General features: G+C 44.5%; 12 protein-coding genes. 5 read left to right on the forward strand and 7 right to left on the reverse strand.

The window, feature by feature from the left end:
- Positions 1 to 335: 335 nt before the first annotated feature.
- The 7 genes from gyrA to dnaA form a co-directional block, all read right to left on the reverse strand.
- The gene (gene gyrA, locus RUW00_RS08135) at positions 336 to 2795 is read right to left on the reverse strand and encodes a DNA gyrase subunit A (protein WP_014416706.1); all 2460 of its coding nucleotides are present in this window, start codon (positions 2793 to 2795) and stop codon (positions 336 to 338) included.
- Positions 2796 to 3010: 215 nt separating this feature from the next.
- Positions 3011 to 4927, reverse strand: a complete 1917-nt coding sequence (gene gyrB, locus RUW00_RS08140; protein ID WP_014720600.1) for a DNA topoisomerase (ATP-hydrolyzing) subunit B — start codon at positions 4925 to 4927, stop codon at positions 3011 to 3013.
- A 56-nt stretch (positions 4928 to 4983) separates the two neighbouring features.
- On the reverse strand, positions 4984 to 5229 hold the full coding sequence (gene remB / locus RUW00_RS08145; RefSeq protein WP_004392908.1) for an extracellular matrix regulator RemB: 246 nt from the start codon (positions 5227 to 5229) through the stop codon (positions 4984 to 4986).
- Positions 5230 to 5246: 17 nt separating this feature from the next.
- Positions 5247 to 6359 (reverse strand): DNA replication/repair protein RecF, encoded by a 1113-nt coding sequence (gene recF, locus RUW00_RS08150; RefSeq protein ID WP_007409910.1) that lies wholly within the window; start codon positions 6357 to 6359, stop codon positions 5247 to 5249.
- 15 nt (positions 6360 to 6374) lie between these two features.
- A complete protein-coding gene (rlbA, locus tag RUW00_RS08155; protein WP_004392910.1) occupies positions 6375 to 6590 on the reverse strand; it encodes a ribosome maturation protein RlbA in 216 nt (71 codons plus the stop codon).
- Between the two features lie 134 nt (positions 6591 to 6724).
- Entirely contained in the window at positions 6725 to 7861 is a 1137-nt protein-coding gene (gene dnaN / locus RUW00_RS08160; RefSeq protein WP_029973052.1) for a DNA polymerase III subunit beta, read from the reverse strand.
- A gap of 184 nt (positions 7862 to 8045) precedes the next feature.
- On the reverse strand, positions 8046 to 9386 hold the full coding sequence (gene dnaA, locus RUW00_RS08165; RefSeq protein WP_004392913.1) for a chromosomal replication initiator protein DnaA: 1341 nt from the start codon (positions 9384 to 9386) through the stop codon (positions 8046 to 8048).
- Between the two features lie 622 nt (positions 9387 to 10008).
- Between dnaA and rpmH the strand changes: the two genes are divergently transcribed.
- The 5 genes from rpmH (at position 10009) to mnmE (ending at position 13864) form a co-directional block, all read left to right on the forward strand.
- Entirely contained in the window at positions 10009 to 10143 is a 135-nt protein-coding gene (rpmH, locus tag RUW00_RS08170) for a 50S ribosomal protein L34 (RefSeq protein ID WP_003178075.1), read from the forward strand.
- A 153-nt stretch (positions 10144 to 10296) separates the two neighbouring features.
- Positions 10297 to 10647, forward strand: coding sequence for a ribonuclease P protein component (gene rnpA, locus RUW00_RS08175; protein WP_004392944.1), 351 nt, complete (start codon positions 10297 to 10299; stop codon positions 10645 to 10647).
- 160 nt (positions 10648 to 10807) lie between these two features.
- Positions 10808 to 11557, forward strand: coding sequence for a YidC family membrane integrase SpoIIIJ (gene spoIIIJ / locus RUW00_RS08180; RefSeq protein ID WP_007409906.1), 750 nt, complete (start codon positions 10808 to 10810; stop codon positions 11555 to 11557).
- Entirely contained in the window at positions 11554 to 12195 is a 642-nt protein-coding gene (gene jag / locus RUW00_RS08185; protein WP_017418434.1) for an RNA-binding cell elongation regulator Jag/EloR, read from the forward strand. The genes spoIIIJ and jag overlap by 4 nt, the downstream gene beginning before the upstream one ends.
- A 289-nt stretch (positions 12196 to 12484) precedes the next feature.
- Positions 12485 to 13864 carry a tRNA uridine-5-carboxymethylaminomethyl(34) synthesis GTPase MnmE gene (gene mnmE / locus RUW00_RS08190; RefSeq protein WP_280144793.1) on the forward strand — a complete coding sequence of 460 codons (1380 nt, stop codon included), beginning with the start codon at positions 12485 to 12487 and terminating at the stop codon, positions 13862 to 13864.
- The last annotated feature ends 6 nt before the right edge of the window (positions 13865 to 13870 follow it).

The raw sequence follows: 13870 nt of genomic DNA on the forward strand, positions 1-13870 counted from the left end.
CCAGCGTTCGTCCTGAGCCAGGATCAAACTCTCCGATAAAGTGTTTGACTGACTACGCACATCGCTGTGCGATTTATTTAAAACTTTGAATTAACAGGTACGTTTTGTCTTGTTTAGTTTTCAAAGAACTTTATTACTTCTCTCGAAGCGACCTCTTAATCATAACATTTTCAGTTTGCTAGGTCAATACTTTTTTAAAAAATATTTTCGCTAGGCTTGCCTTTCTATTAAAAAGACAACAAAAAGAATTATATCAGTATCATCGCTATGTGTCAAAGCTTTTTTTCATTTCTTTATATAGTAAAAGCGCAGCCTGTTACAGCTGCGCTTTTACTTTATACTTCTTCCGTTTCTTCCGGCTCTTCTTCATTCTTTTCCACAAGCGCCACAGTGGCTACATGCTCTTGATCAGACATGCGGATCAGACGGACGCCTTGTGTTACACGTCCCGTAGTGGAGATATCATTAATATCCATTCTGATTAACACGCCGCTTGCCGTAATAATCATTAAGTCCTCTTCGCCTTTTGTTGCTTTCACGGTTACTAACGGACCGTTGCTGTCAGTGATTTTACATGTTTTAAGGCCTTTTCCGCCCCGGCTTTGAACTCTGTATTCTGAAGCCGGTGTGCGTTTGCCGTAGCCGTTTTCTGTCACTATGAGGACGTGGGAGTCTTCTTCAAGAATCTCCATGCCTACCACAACATCATCGTCTGTCAGCGTGATGCCTTTAACACCTGCAGCTGTGCGTCCCATTTGTCTTACATCTTCTTCAGGGAAACGGATCAGCAAACCGTTCTTCGTTCCGATGATGATTTGTTTCTTGCCGTCAGTCAGGCGGACAGCCATCAGTTCATCGTCTTCCCGGAGACCTAGGGCGATCAGCCCGTTATTCCGTATATTCGCAAACTGGGACAGTGCCGTACGTTTCGACACCCCTTGTTTGGTCGTAAAGAAGAGGTATTGCTCCTCATCAAAAGTGCTGACCGGAATAATAGCATTAATCCATTCGCCTTTTTCAACTTCCAGAAGGTTAATAATCGGAATGCCTTTTGCCGTACGGCCGTATTCAGGGATTTCATATCCTTTAGAACGGTATACTTTCCCTTTATTAGAGAAGAACAGGATCGTATCGTGCGTTGATGTGGAAATTAAGTGTTCCACAAAGTCATCTTCATTCGTTCCCATCCCCTGTACGCCTTTTCCGCCCCGTTTTTGGCTGCGGTATGTGGACGCCGGGAGACGTTTAACATAGCCGTTATGGGTCAGTGTGATGACGATATTTTCTCTCTCGATAAGATCTTCATCTTCAATTGTTTCAAGACCGGAAGTCACGATTTCAGTGCGTCTCTCATCATTGAAACGCTCTTTGATTTCATTGAGCTCTTCACGGATGATCTCAAGAACTCTTTCTTCATTGGCTAAAATATCTTTCAGCTCGGCGATAAGCGCAACAAGTGATTGATATTCCTCTTCAATCTTTTCGCGCTCCAGACCGGTTAATCGCTGAAGGCGCATATCCAGAATGGCTTGCGCTTGTTTTTCAGTCAGTGAGAATTGTTCGATCAAACCCGTTCTCGCAATTTCAGCCGTCTGGGAACTGCGGATAAGAGAAATAACGGCATCTAAATGATCGAGAGCGATTCTTAAACCTTCCAGAATGTGAGCTCTCGCTTCCGCTTTGCGGAGTTCGTAAGCCGTTCTGCGCCGGATCACAACCTTTTGGTGATCAAGATAATGCTCCAGACATTGTTTCAGGCTCAGCACCTTCGGCTGTCCGTCAACGAGCGCCAGCAGGTTGATTCCGAAAGACGTCTGCAGGGCCGTTTGTTTGTACAGGTTATTCAAAATGACGTGAGCATTGGCGTCACGGCGGATCTCAATGACGATTCTCATTCCGTTACGGTCGGATTCGTCTCGCAGGTCGGTAATTCCTTCGATTTTTTTGTCCCGGACAAGATCTGCGATTTTTTCAATTAATCTCGCTTTGTTCACCTGATAAGGAAGTTCCGTAACAATAATTCTTTCTTTTCCTGATGATGTCTCTTCGATTTCAGCCTTAGCCCGGATTGTGATTGATCCCCGTCCGGATTCATATGCCTTGCGGATGCCGCTCCGGCCCAAAATCTGACCAGCAGTCGGAAAATCCGGGCCCGGGATGTATTCCATCAGCTCCTGGTTTGTAATCTCAGGATTCTCACTTACGGCAAGCACGCCTTCAATGACTTCTCCAAGCTGATGCGGAGGAATGTTTGTCGCCATTCCGACCGCAATACCGGCAGCCCCGTTTACGAGCAGATTCGGAAATCTCGAAGGCATGACGGCAGGCTCTCTTTCTGAACCGTCATAGTTATCTTGATAGTCAATCGTGTCTTTCGTAATGTCACGCAGAATTTCCATTGCGATTTTTGACATTCTCGCTTCTGTGTAACGCATCGCGGCCGCTGAGTCGCCGTCAACCGAACCGAAGTTGCCGTGTCCGTCAACAAGCATGTAGCGGTAGTTAAAATCCTGCGCCATTCTGACCATTGATTCGTAAACCGCTGAGTCACCGTGCGGGTGGTACTTACCGATAACTTCACCGACGATACGGGCAGATTTTTTATATGGTTTGTCACTGGTCATGCCTAAATCATTCATTGCGTACAAAATCCGTCTGTGAACCGGCTTCAGACCGTCACGCACATCCGGAAGCGCCCGGGATACGATAACGCTCATTGCATAGTCCAGGAAAGATGTCCGCATTTCCTGACTGATATTGACTTCACGTACTTGTGGTGTGTTTTGTTCACTCATTAAAAAAACCTCCCTGAAGTATCACATGAAATAATGTGGGAGTAGATTGTCCATTATGATCTTCAATACGATTTCACTATTCTCCATTATATCAATAAACTTGTGTTTATACACATTAATTTAGTAGAATATACGGGTTTTGCGGGTTTTCAGAGGCTTTAGAAGCCGCTTTGAGAAAAAAGCCTTATTTCTTAACGAAAATAAGGCTTTCTTGGTTAAATATCAAGATTTTTCACGTATCTGGCGTTTGCTTCTATGAAGTTTCTCCGCGGTTCTACTTTGTCACCCATCAGCATTTCAAAAGTCTCGTCAGCGTCCATTGCATCTTCAAGATTGACTTGCAGAAGCGTTCTGGTCGCAGGGTCCATTGTCGTTTCCCAAAGCTGAGTCGCGTTCATTTCTCCAAGACCTTTATAACGCTGGAGGCCGGGCTTAGGCGATTGCGGAAGCTCTTTTAACAGCTCATCAAGCTGCTTATCGTTATAAGCGTATTCCACCCGTTTTCCCTGCTGCACTTTATAAAGCGGCGGCTGGGCAATGTAGACATAGCCGTTTTCGATGATTTCCCGCATGTATCTGTAGAAGAACGTTAATAAAAGCGTTCTGATGTGGGCGCCGTCAACATCGGCATCCGTCATGATGACCACTTTATGATAACGCGCTTTTTCAAGATTAAAATCTTCTCCGATTCCTGTTCCGAGGGCCGTGATCATTGATCTGACCTCATTGTTTGAGAGAATCTTATCAAGTCTGGCTTTCTCAACGTTCAGAATCTTACCGCGCAGCGGCAGAATGGCTTGGAAATGACGGTCCCGTCCCTGTTTCGCTGATCCGCCCGCAGAGTCACCCTCTACGATATACAGCTCGGAAATGCTCGGATCTTTAGAAGAACAGTCCGCCAGTTTGCCCGGCAGATTGGAAATCTCAAGCGCACTTTTGCGGCGGGTCAATTCCCGCGCTTTTTTCGCTGCCATCCGCGCTCTTGCGGCCATTAAACCTTTTTCAACGATTTTGCGGGCTGAGTCCGGATTTTCAAGAAGGAATGTTTCCAGCGCAGAAGAAAACAGCGTATCAGTGATCGTTCTCGCTTCAGAGTTGCCGAGCTTGGTTTTCGTCTGCCCTTCGAATTGCGGATCAGGGTGCTTAATTGAAATAATGGCAGTCAGCCCTTCTCTCACATCATCCCCGCTTAAATTCGGATCATTTTCTTTGAAAATCCCTTTTCTTCTTGCATAGTCGTTTATGACACGGGTCAGACCGGTTTTAAATCCGGCCTCGTGCGTCCCGCCTTCGTATGTGTTGATATTATTTGTGAAAGAATAAATATTGCTTGTATAGCTGTCGTTGTACTGCAATGCAACTTCAACCGTTATGCCGTCTTTCTCGCCTTCGATATAAATCGGCTCTTCATGAACGACTTCTTTGGAACGGTTTAAGTACTCAACATAGCTTTTGATTCCGCCTTCGTAGTGGTACTCGTTTTTCCGTTCTTGTCCTTCACGTTTGTCTTCGATCGTGATGTTTACGCCTTTTGTCAGGAAGGCCAATTCCCGGACACGGTTTGAAAGCAGATCATAGTCGTAAACAGTTGTTTCTTTGAAGATTTCCGGATCCGGAACGAAGTGCGTAATCGTTCCGGTCTTATCAGTATCACCGATCACTTCAAGATCGGCCACAGGCACACCGCGCTCGTACGCCTGATAGTGGATTTTTCCGTCACGATGAACCGTAACGTCAAGAGTGGTCGACAAGGCGTTTACGACGGACGCCCCTACACCGTGAAGACCGCCGGATACTTTATATCCGCTTCCGTCAAATTTACCGCCGGCGTGGAGAACGGTCATGATGACTTCAACCGCAGGGCGGCCCATCTTCTCCTGGATACCGACCGGAATTCCGCGCCCGTTGTCCTTAACGGTAATGCTGTTATCTTTTTCAATCTCGATATTAATATCTGTACAATAACCGGCCAGGGCCTCGTCAATACTGTTATCGACGATTTCCCACACCAAATGGTGAAGGCCTTTGCTGTTAGTTGATCCGATGTACATCCCCGGTCTCTTTCGAACAGCTTCCAAACCTTCTAATACCTGTATCTGATTCTCATCATAACTATTTTGCTGCTGTTCCATAGCCATGCACATTCACCTACACTTTTCTTAAACGATATATTCATTGTAAAGATCCGCTAAGAATCTATTTCTAACATAAATTGCGCACGTTTCTTCAGTGTGCCGGAAGATAAGGGAGAGTAATATATATTCTCAGTCGTGACTACGATAGACTTTGGCGTGCCGTTTACGGACGGCACTACTTTTTCTTTCTGTCTGTCCAGAAATTCTTCAACGATCGGCGATACATTGACCTTGCAGTCAAAAATGCCGACGATATCGCGTGTTGAAACGACAAAGTCGTCACCTAAATGAATATACAATCGCTCACCTCATTTCTTCACTTCACTAACGTACCGTTTTCCACACGGAACATTCCTGCTTGATGTAAGGTATCGTGGTCAATGCCATCCACGCTTGTCGTGGTGACAAATGTCTGCACACGGCCTTGGATCGTATGAAGCAAATGGGACTGTCGGTAATCATCCAGCTCGCTTAGTACATCATCCAAAAGTAAAATGGGGTATTCTCCGATTTCTTCATGAATCAAATCTATTTCGGCCAGCTTCAAAGACAAAGCCGTCGTACGCTGCTGTCCCTGCGAACCGTACGTCTGCACATCGCGTCCGTTCACATAAAAAAGGACATCATCCCGATGCGGTCCGAATAATGTGACGCCTCGTTCTATTTCTTTTTCTTTTAATTTCGAAAAAGACTCCTGGTAGCTGTTACCTATTTTCGACAAATCTTTGGGATCTGATACATCAAGCGCCGTGTGATACTTAAGCGTCAGTTCTTCAAGTCCCCGGGAAATGCCGGAATGGATCGGCTGCGCCCATTTTTCAAGCTGCGCCGTAAACTGCAGACGTTTGGCGACAACTTTTGCGGCTGCTTCAATCAGCTGATCAGTGAGAACGTCAAGCATGGTCCGGTCAGTCTGTTTCCGGCTTTGCAGCTGTTTCAGAAAATGATTCCGCTGTGAAAGGATTTTTTGATAAAGAGATAAATCATACAGATAAACGGCAGAAACCTGCCCGATCTCCATATCGAGAAATCTCCTCCTCACCTGAGGGCTTCCTTTGACGAGATTTAAATCCTCAGGGGCAAACATAATGGTGTTCAGCGCTCCGACATACTGACTGAGTTTTTGCTGCTCTATATGATTGACCTTGCCCTTTTTACCTTTTTTGGAGATGACAAGCTGCATCGGGATGTCCCCGTTGCGCTTCATCACTCTTCCTTCTATTTTAGCATAGTCTTCGTCCCACCGTATAAGTTCTTTGTCATTTGAGGTGCGGTGTGATTTTGCCATCGAAAGGACATAGATGGCTTCCATCAGATTGGTTTTGCCTTGGGCATTTTCCCCGATGATCACATTCACCTTGTTTTCGAATTGAAGCTCAGCGCGCTCATAATTACGGTAGGATGTTAATTCTAAATTTTGGATATACAACCGCTGTCACCCGCTTTAATTGACGACTTGAAATGAACCAAATCCTTCAATCGCGACCACGTCTCCAACGTAAAGCTTTCTGCCGCGGCGATTGTCAGGTTCATTGTTGACAGTCACCTCATGCTCGCTCAGAAACCATTTCGCCATGCCGCCGGACTGAATCACATCGGCTAATTTTAAAAACTGGCCAAGCGTAATCATTTCTGTATCAATCGAAATCGGATTTGCCATAATATCGACCTCTTTCAAATATCACTAATATCTAATTGTACTAAAAAATCCTGAAATAAGGAAAGGGAAAACTTGAGGGAGCGGCTGATGAATAGAAAAGCTGCCGAACTAAGCCGGCAGCACATTCTGTTTGATTAATACGTTCTGACCGGAAGGATGAGCTGAACGATGGTTTCATCATTCGGCGTACGGATAAGAAACGGTCTCATCGCTCCCGTAAAGCTGATACGGATGTCCGCTCCTTCAAGTACTTTCAGTGCGTCCATCATATATTTTGGACTGAATGAAATATTTAATTCCTCGCCGTCAATCTGGTCAGCCATCACAGCTTCGACCACTTTTCCGATTTCCGGAGAATTTGATGAAATCTCAAGCGAATCCGCCGGTTTGGCAGAAAGCTTTACAACGTTGTTGCGGCCTTCTCTCGCCAATAAAGAAGCACGGTCTATCGCCTGTAAAAATTCCTTCGTGTTCACGACGATTTCCGTTTTGCTTTCCTGCGGAATTAAGCTGGTCGTGTCCGGATAGTTTCCGTCAAGCAATCTTGAGAAGAACAATACGTTTTTCGCTTTGAACAGCACTTGGGTTTCTGTAATCACGATATCAACCAGTTCTTGGTTGTCATCAAGAATTTTGCTCAGCTCGGTTAAGCTTTTCCCGGGAATGACCACGTTATAAGAGCTGTCTTCCGGAATATCAAGCTTCGCCTTTCTTAAAGCGAGTCGGTGGCTATCCGTGGCAGTGCATAATAATTCACCGTTTTCGACTTTCCAGTTTACACCTGTCAAGATAGGGCGTGTTTCTGAGGCGGACACAGCGAACACGGTTTGGCGGATCAGGTTTTTCAAAAGATCCGTCGGAATCTGAATGGCGTGATGCTCTTCGATTTGCGGTAGATGCGGATATTCATCTGCATCAAGGCCGTTTAAATTAAATTCGGCTTTTCCGGAACGGATAATCGTTAAATATTGATTTTGAACTTCGATTTCAACAGTCGCCATCGGCAGTTTTTTAACGATTTCGCTGAAGAAACGCGCTTGCAGCACGATACTTCCCGGCTGATCGATCGTCACGATTTCTTTATCATCTTCTTCTTTCGGAATGAATGACTCGATTGAAATATCAGAGTCACTTCCTGTGAAAGATACTCCTTCATCTGAGGCGACGATCTTAATACCGGTGAGAATGGGAATTGTGGTTCTGGATGAAACGGCTTTTAGAACGTCTTGTACACTTTCGACTAAACGATCTTTTTGAATCGTAAATTTCATGTTTATCCTCCTAACGGATAATATAATTAATATATTTTAAAAATAGCAGTAGTAATAGTAGGGCCTGTGGATTTGTGGATAAGTTGTGAAAAAGACAGGAAACACAGCCTATCCACATGTGGACAGACTGTGTATGGCTATGAAAAAGTTATTCACACTTTCCCCGATTCATCCGAGGGCACTATTATTTAAGCAGTTCTTTTATTTCTTTCACCTGCTGCTGAAGCTGCTCGTCATCAATCAGCAGTTTTGAAATCTTTTCGTGGGCGTGAATGACGGTTGTATGGTCTCTGCCGCCAAATTCTTCCCCGATTTTAGGCAAAGAAGAATCCGTCATTTCTCTTGAAAGATACATCGCAATTTGTCTTGGGAACGCCACGGATTTCGTGCGCTTTTTCGCTTTGAAATCTTCAAGCTTAATGTTGAACTGCTGTCCGACAATCCGCTGAATCTCTTTTATCGTAATGACCTTCGGCTTTGAAGACGGAATAATATCTTTCAATGCTTCTGCAGCCAGGTCTGCGTTAATGTCTTTATTGATTAAGGATGAATAGGCGACAACCCGGATTAATGCCCCTTCCAGTTCGCGGATGTTGCTGTCAATCTGATTCGCGATGTAAAGCATGACCTCGTTCGGAATATCAAGGCCTTCCGCCTTCGCTTTCTTTCTCAGGATGGCAATCCGCGTTTCCAGATCCGGCGGTGTGATATCCGTAATCAATCCCCATTCGAACCGCGAACGCAGGCGGTCTTCAAGGGTCGGGATCTCTTTCGGCGGTCTGTCGCTGGAAATCACGATTTGTTTGCTTTCTTCATGAAGCGTGTTGAATGTATGGAAAAACTCTTCCTGTGTTTGTTCTTTTCCGGCTAAAAATTGAATATCATCTATCAAAAGTACATCAACGTTCCGGTAGCGGTTGCGGAAATCAACGGCTTTATTATCGCGGATTGAGTTGATGAATTCATTTGTGAATTTTTCAGAAGACAGGTACACCACTTTGGCTGAAGGATTATGATCAATGACATAATGGCCGATCGCGTGCATTAAGTGGGTTTTTCCTAAGCCGACTCCCCCGTATATAAATAAAGGGTTGTACGCTTTAGCGGGTGCTTCCGCCACAGCCAGTGATGCTGCATGGGCGAATCGGTTTCCCGATCCGATGACGAATGTGTCGAATGTATATTTCGGGTTGAGCATGCTTTGGGGAAAATCAGACGGTTCCTCTTTTGCCGCTTTTTTCACTTGCGGTTTCGGTAAAAAGTCTTCTTCGTCCTGATTTTGAGGAATGACAAATTTGACGCTCAATTCTTCCCCGGTTAATTCATATATGGTATCTGCAATGAGATGTAAGTACCTGGACTCCAGCCAGTCTCTGGCAAATTCATTAGGAGCGGTGATGGTTAAGGTATCTCCTTGCAGCGAATGGGCTTTCGTCGACTTCATCCAAGTTTCGAAACTCGGTTTGCTTAGCTTTTTCTCAATTTGAGCTAGAGCTTGATTCCAAAGATCCAATATATTCTCCATTATCCGGCACAGCCCTCCTTTTCTTTAAAAATCAGCGCCCTTTCCCTGTTATAGAACACAAAAAAAGAGCATATGGCTCTGACCATTCGTACACACGAAATGTTGAAAACATATAGTATAGTAGAAAAATAGCTTTTCGACAAATTCCACAAGTTGTGGACAACAATCTACACAAGCTGTGTGAAAACAATCCACAACTTATCCACAAATTGTGGATAAAGAGAATGGACTGGATAAGTAATTAAGAGTTAAAACACAAATATAATATCAAATTAAGCGAGGACTTGCAATGGTTCTCGTAATCTTATCCACAAACCTGACAACTTGTTGAAAAATCTTTGTCCACAGGGGTTAGCAATGTGAAAATGTTGTCGATAACGATTGTGGATATTAAAAAAAGGCCAAAAAATTATCCACATGTCGTTTTTTCGAGGGAGCGCGGCTTTTTTTTGTGCGTTAAAAAAAGGAATATGAAAAATAAGGTTTCTAAACTGGTTAAGGTATGTTATCCTATTATGGTTGTAAGAAATAAAAGCACTGCTGAAGTTGACAATGAATAGGCAGCACAAATATAATAAGTAAGACTGTCTTTAACAGCTATTCCTCGAGGGAGGTGTCATAAATGAAAAGAACATTCCAACCGAATAACCGTAAACGCAGTAAAGTTCATGGCTTCAGAAGCCGTATGAGTTCAAAAAACGGTCGTCTAGTATTAGCACGCCGTCGCCGCAAAGGCAGAAAAGTATTATCAGCTTAGGCCACTGAATAATGTCAGTGGTCTTTTTTCACATTAAGAGAGTGAGATGTCATGCGTCGCCCGGTACTGGAGAAATTTCTTCAGTATTCCGGCGGCCCGTTTTTTTTAGATAGAAATAAAAGTTTCTGCGAGTGAATATCGGAGTGAATTAAAGTGAAGAAGCGAAATCGGTTAAAGAAAAATGAAGATTTTCAAAAAGTGTTTAAACGCGGAACGTCTATGGCAAACCGCCAGTTCGTGCTGTATACGCTTGATCAGCCGAAACAGGAAGAGCTCCGGGTAGGGCTTTCTGTCAGTAAAAAAATCGGCAATGCCGTCGTGCGCAATCGGGTGAAGCGGTTAATAAGGCAGGCTGTTCAGGAGGAAAAAGAGCTGCTCAAGCCGAAAGATTTTATTATTATCGCAAGAAAACCCGCCGGCGACCTCAGTTTTGAAGAAACGAAAAAGAGTCTGCAGCACTTATTCAGAAAAACCTCATTATATAAGAAATCTTCGTCAAAATAGCTCATATTTTGTTTTCTTCACGTTTTTAAAAGCGCTTCCTTTTATTTGGCGAAAAATGAACGCCATTTGAAACTGAAAGATGCTAAAATACATACAAGGTTTATAAAGATTGGTATAGGAGGAAACGTTCTTGAAAAGGAGAATATGGTTACTACTGAGTATGGTCGGTATGCTCGTGCTGCTGGCCGGGTGCTCGAGTGTGAAAGAGCCGATTACGGCGAATAGTCCGCATTTCTGGGACAAATATGTTGTGTATCCATTGTCAGAAGTCATTACGTACGTAGCGAAACTGACGGGCGATAACTATGGTTTATCGATCATCATCGTTACGATTTTAATTCGTCTGCTGATTCTGCCGCTGATGATCAAGCAGCTTCGAAGCTCAAAAGCGATGCAGGCGCTGCAGCCTGAAATGCAGAAGCTCAGAGAAAAATACAGCTCTAAAGATCAAAAAACGCAGCAGAAGCTTCAGCAGGAAACAATGGCCCTGTTTTCAAAGCACGGGGTAAACCCGCTGGCGGGATGTTTCCCGATCCTGATTCAAATGCCGATTTTGATCGGATTCTACCACGCCATTATGCGTACGCAAGCCATTTCACAGCACAGCTTTTTATGGTTTGACCTAGGAGAGAAGGATCCTTACTATATTCTTCCTATCGTTGCCGGTGTGGCCACTTTTGTCCAGCAGAAGCTGATGATGGCCGGAAATCCGACTCAGAATCCTCAAATGGCAATGATGGTATGGATTATGCCGATCATGATCATCGTATTTGCGATCAACTTCCCGAGCGCGCTTTCTCTGTATTGGGTAGTCGGAAACCTGTTTATGATTGCTCAGACATTCCTTATTAAAGGACCTGACATTAAACACGATCCGGAAACGCAGAAAGCGGGAGGAAAGAAAAAGTGAAGAAGGTGACTGCTGCGGGACGGAATGTCGAAGAAGCAGTTCAATCAGGCCTTCAGGAACTTCAACTGACGAAAGATCAAGTAGAAATAACGGTGGTGCAAGAAGAATATAAAGGGTTTTTGGGTATTTTCGGGAAAAAGAATGCGATCGTAGAACTGGAAGAGAAAAGAAATCCTGTTCAGGAAGCGAAAGCGTATTTGGAAGAAATCATCCATTCCATTGCCGGGCCTTCTGAGATTGTTACGGAAGAAAACAAGAAAACAGTCTGTTTTCACATTAAAGGTGAAAAAGCGGCGCTGCTTATTGGCAAAAGAGGACAAACACTCAATGCCCTTGAAACATTGACGCAGCTTGTTTTGAACCGCGGCTCCGGCCAGTATCGCCAAGCCGTTGTCGACGCTGAGAATTATCGGCGGAAAAGAAGAGAAATTCTGGATCAGCTGGCAAACAGGCTGGCCAAGCAAGTGTCGAAAACGAAAAAAGATGTGCATTTAGAACCGATGCCGTCAGGTGAAAGAAAAATCATCCATGACGCGCTGTCAAAGCATCCAAATATCAAAACGTTTTCTACCGGTGAAGGCCGGTACCGCCATCTCGTTATTTCCCATAAAGATAGCAGAAAACCGAAGTCCGGGTAAAATCGGAACTTCGGTTTTTTTATTGGTAAAAATGGCTCTATTCCTAAGCAGAATCGCATTTTTAGCGTTTAAGTTTTTTCTTTTTCGGTCTATGCTGTTGATAAAAAAGGTTTTAGGAAATAAAATTAATTGTTATTCACATGTGGATAAGTTAAAGTAATAAGGGATGAATTTCTGCCTTTGTGGATAACGTATCTTCCACTTCAAACCAAACTATGTTATCTTTTAATTTTGGCGTAAATAAAATTTTTTATATAGATGGAAATAGAGATAAAGAGAGGTGAACAGCATGGATACAATTGCAGCGATTTCAACTCCGATGGGTGAAGGCGCGATCGCGATCGTTCGGCTGAGCGGCCCGGAAGCCGTAAAAATAGCCGACAAAATGTACAAGGGTCCGAAAGGCAAAACGCTCAGTTCGGCAGAATCGCATACCATTCATTACGGGCATATCGCGGACAGCACAACGGGACGGATTATTGAGGAAGTTATGGTGTCTGTTTTAAGAGCGCCCAGAACATTCACAAGGGAAGATGTCATTGAAATCAACTGTCACGGGGGTATTGTGACGGTTAATCAGGTGCTCCAGCTTGCTTTAAAAGAAGGCGCGAGACTGGCAGAACCCGGTGAGTTTACGAAGCGCGCATTTTTAAACGGACGGATTGACCTATCACAGGCGGAAGCGGTGATGGATCTGATCAGGGCCAAAACGGACCGTGCCATGAATGTCGCCATGAACCAGATGGAAGGACGGCTTTCCGCGCTTGTCCGCCGTCTGCGTGATGAGCTGTTAGAAACACTTGCCCATGTTGAGGTTAATATAGATTATCCGGAATATGATGACGTCGAAGAAATGACGCATCAGCTTTTAGTGGAGAAGGCAAGCGGCGTGAAGAAAGAAATCGAGGCGCTGCTCCGTACGTCTGAGCAGGGGAAAATTTTGCGTGAGGGACTGTCTACCGTGATCATCGGCCGTCCGAACGTCGGAAAATCCTCTCTGCTTAACAGCCTTGTCCATGAAACGAAGGCGATCGTAACCGATATTCCGGGAACGACGCGTGATGTGATTGAGGAATATGTCAACGTGCGAGGCGTGCCGCTTCGGCTTGTCGATACCGCCGGAATCCGTGAGACAGAAGACATCGTCGAAAGAATCGGTGTGGAACGGTCACGGCAGGTTCTTAAGGAAGCGGATCTCATTTTGCTTGTGCTTAACCACAGCGAAGAGCTTTCTGAAGAAGATGTAAAATTGTTTGAAGCGGTTGAGGGAATGGACGTCATTGTCATTATGAATAAGACGGACCTTGAGGCTAAGATTGACGCTGAGCGCGTCAAGGAACTGGCGAAAGGCCGGCCTGTCGTCACGACCTCATTGCTGAAAGAAGAAGGCATTCAAGATTTAGAGGAAGCGATTCAGTCGCTATTTTATACAGGAGCGATCGAAAGCGGAGATCTCACCTATGTCAGCAACACCCGTCATATCTCGATTCTGCATCAGGCAAAGCAAGCGATTGATGATGCGCTGAACGGAATTGAACAGGATGTTCCGATTGATATGGTCCAAATTGATTTGACAAGGTGCTGGGAACTGCTGGGCGAAATCATCGGTGATGCCGTCCACGAAAGCTTAATTGATCAGCTCTTTTCACAATTTTGTTTAGGTAAATAAAAGGGA

Origin of the sequence: Bacillus sp. IS1, from assembly GCF_032461585.1 — a bacterium.
Lineage (GTDB): Bacteria > Bacillota > Bacilli > Bacillales > Bacillaceae > Bacillus > Bacillus velezensis.

Coding starts and splice junctions, on each gene's coding strand:
- gyrA (WP_014416706.1), bottom strand. CDS start 2,795: ATGAGTGAACAAAACACACCACAAGTACGTGAAGTCAATATCAGTCAG.
- gyrB (WP_014720600.1), bottom strand. CDS start 4,927: ATGGAACAGCAGCAAAATAGTTATGATGAGAATCAGATACAGGTATTA.
- rlbA (WP_004392910.1), bottom strand. CDS start 6,590: ATGGCAAATCCGATTTCGATTGATACAGAAATGATTACGCTTGGCCAG.
- dnaN (WP_029973052.1), bottom strand. CDS start 7,861: ATGAAATTTACGATTCAAAAAGATCGTTTAGTCGAAAGTGTACAAGAC.
- dnaA (WP_004392913.1), bottom strand. CDS start 9,386: ATGGAGAATATATTGGATCTTTGGAATCAAGCTCTAGCTCAAATTGAG.
- rpmH (WP_003178075.1), top strand. CDS start 10,009: ATGAAAAGAACATTCCAACCGAATAACCGTAAACGCAGTAAAGTTCAT.
- spoIIIJ (WP_007409906.1), top strand. CDS start 10,808: ATGGTCGGTATGCTCGTGCTGCTGGCCGGGTGCTCGAGTGTGAAAGAG.
- mnmE (WP_280144793.1), top strand. CDS start 12,485: ATGGATACAATTGCAGCGATTTCAACTCCGATGGGTGAAGGCGCGATC.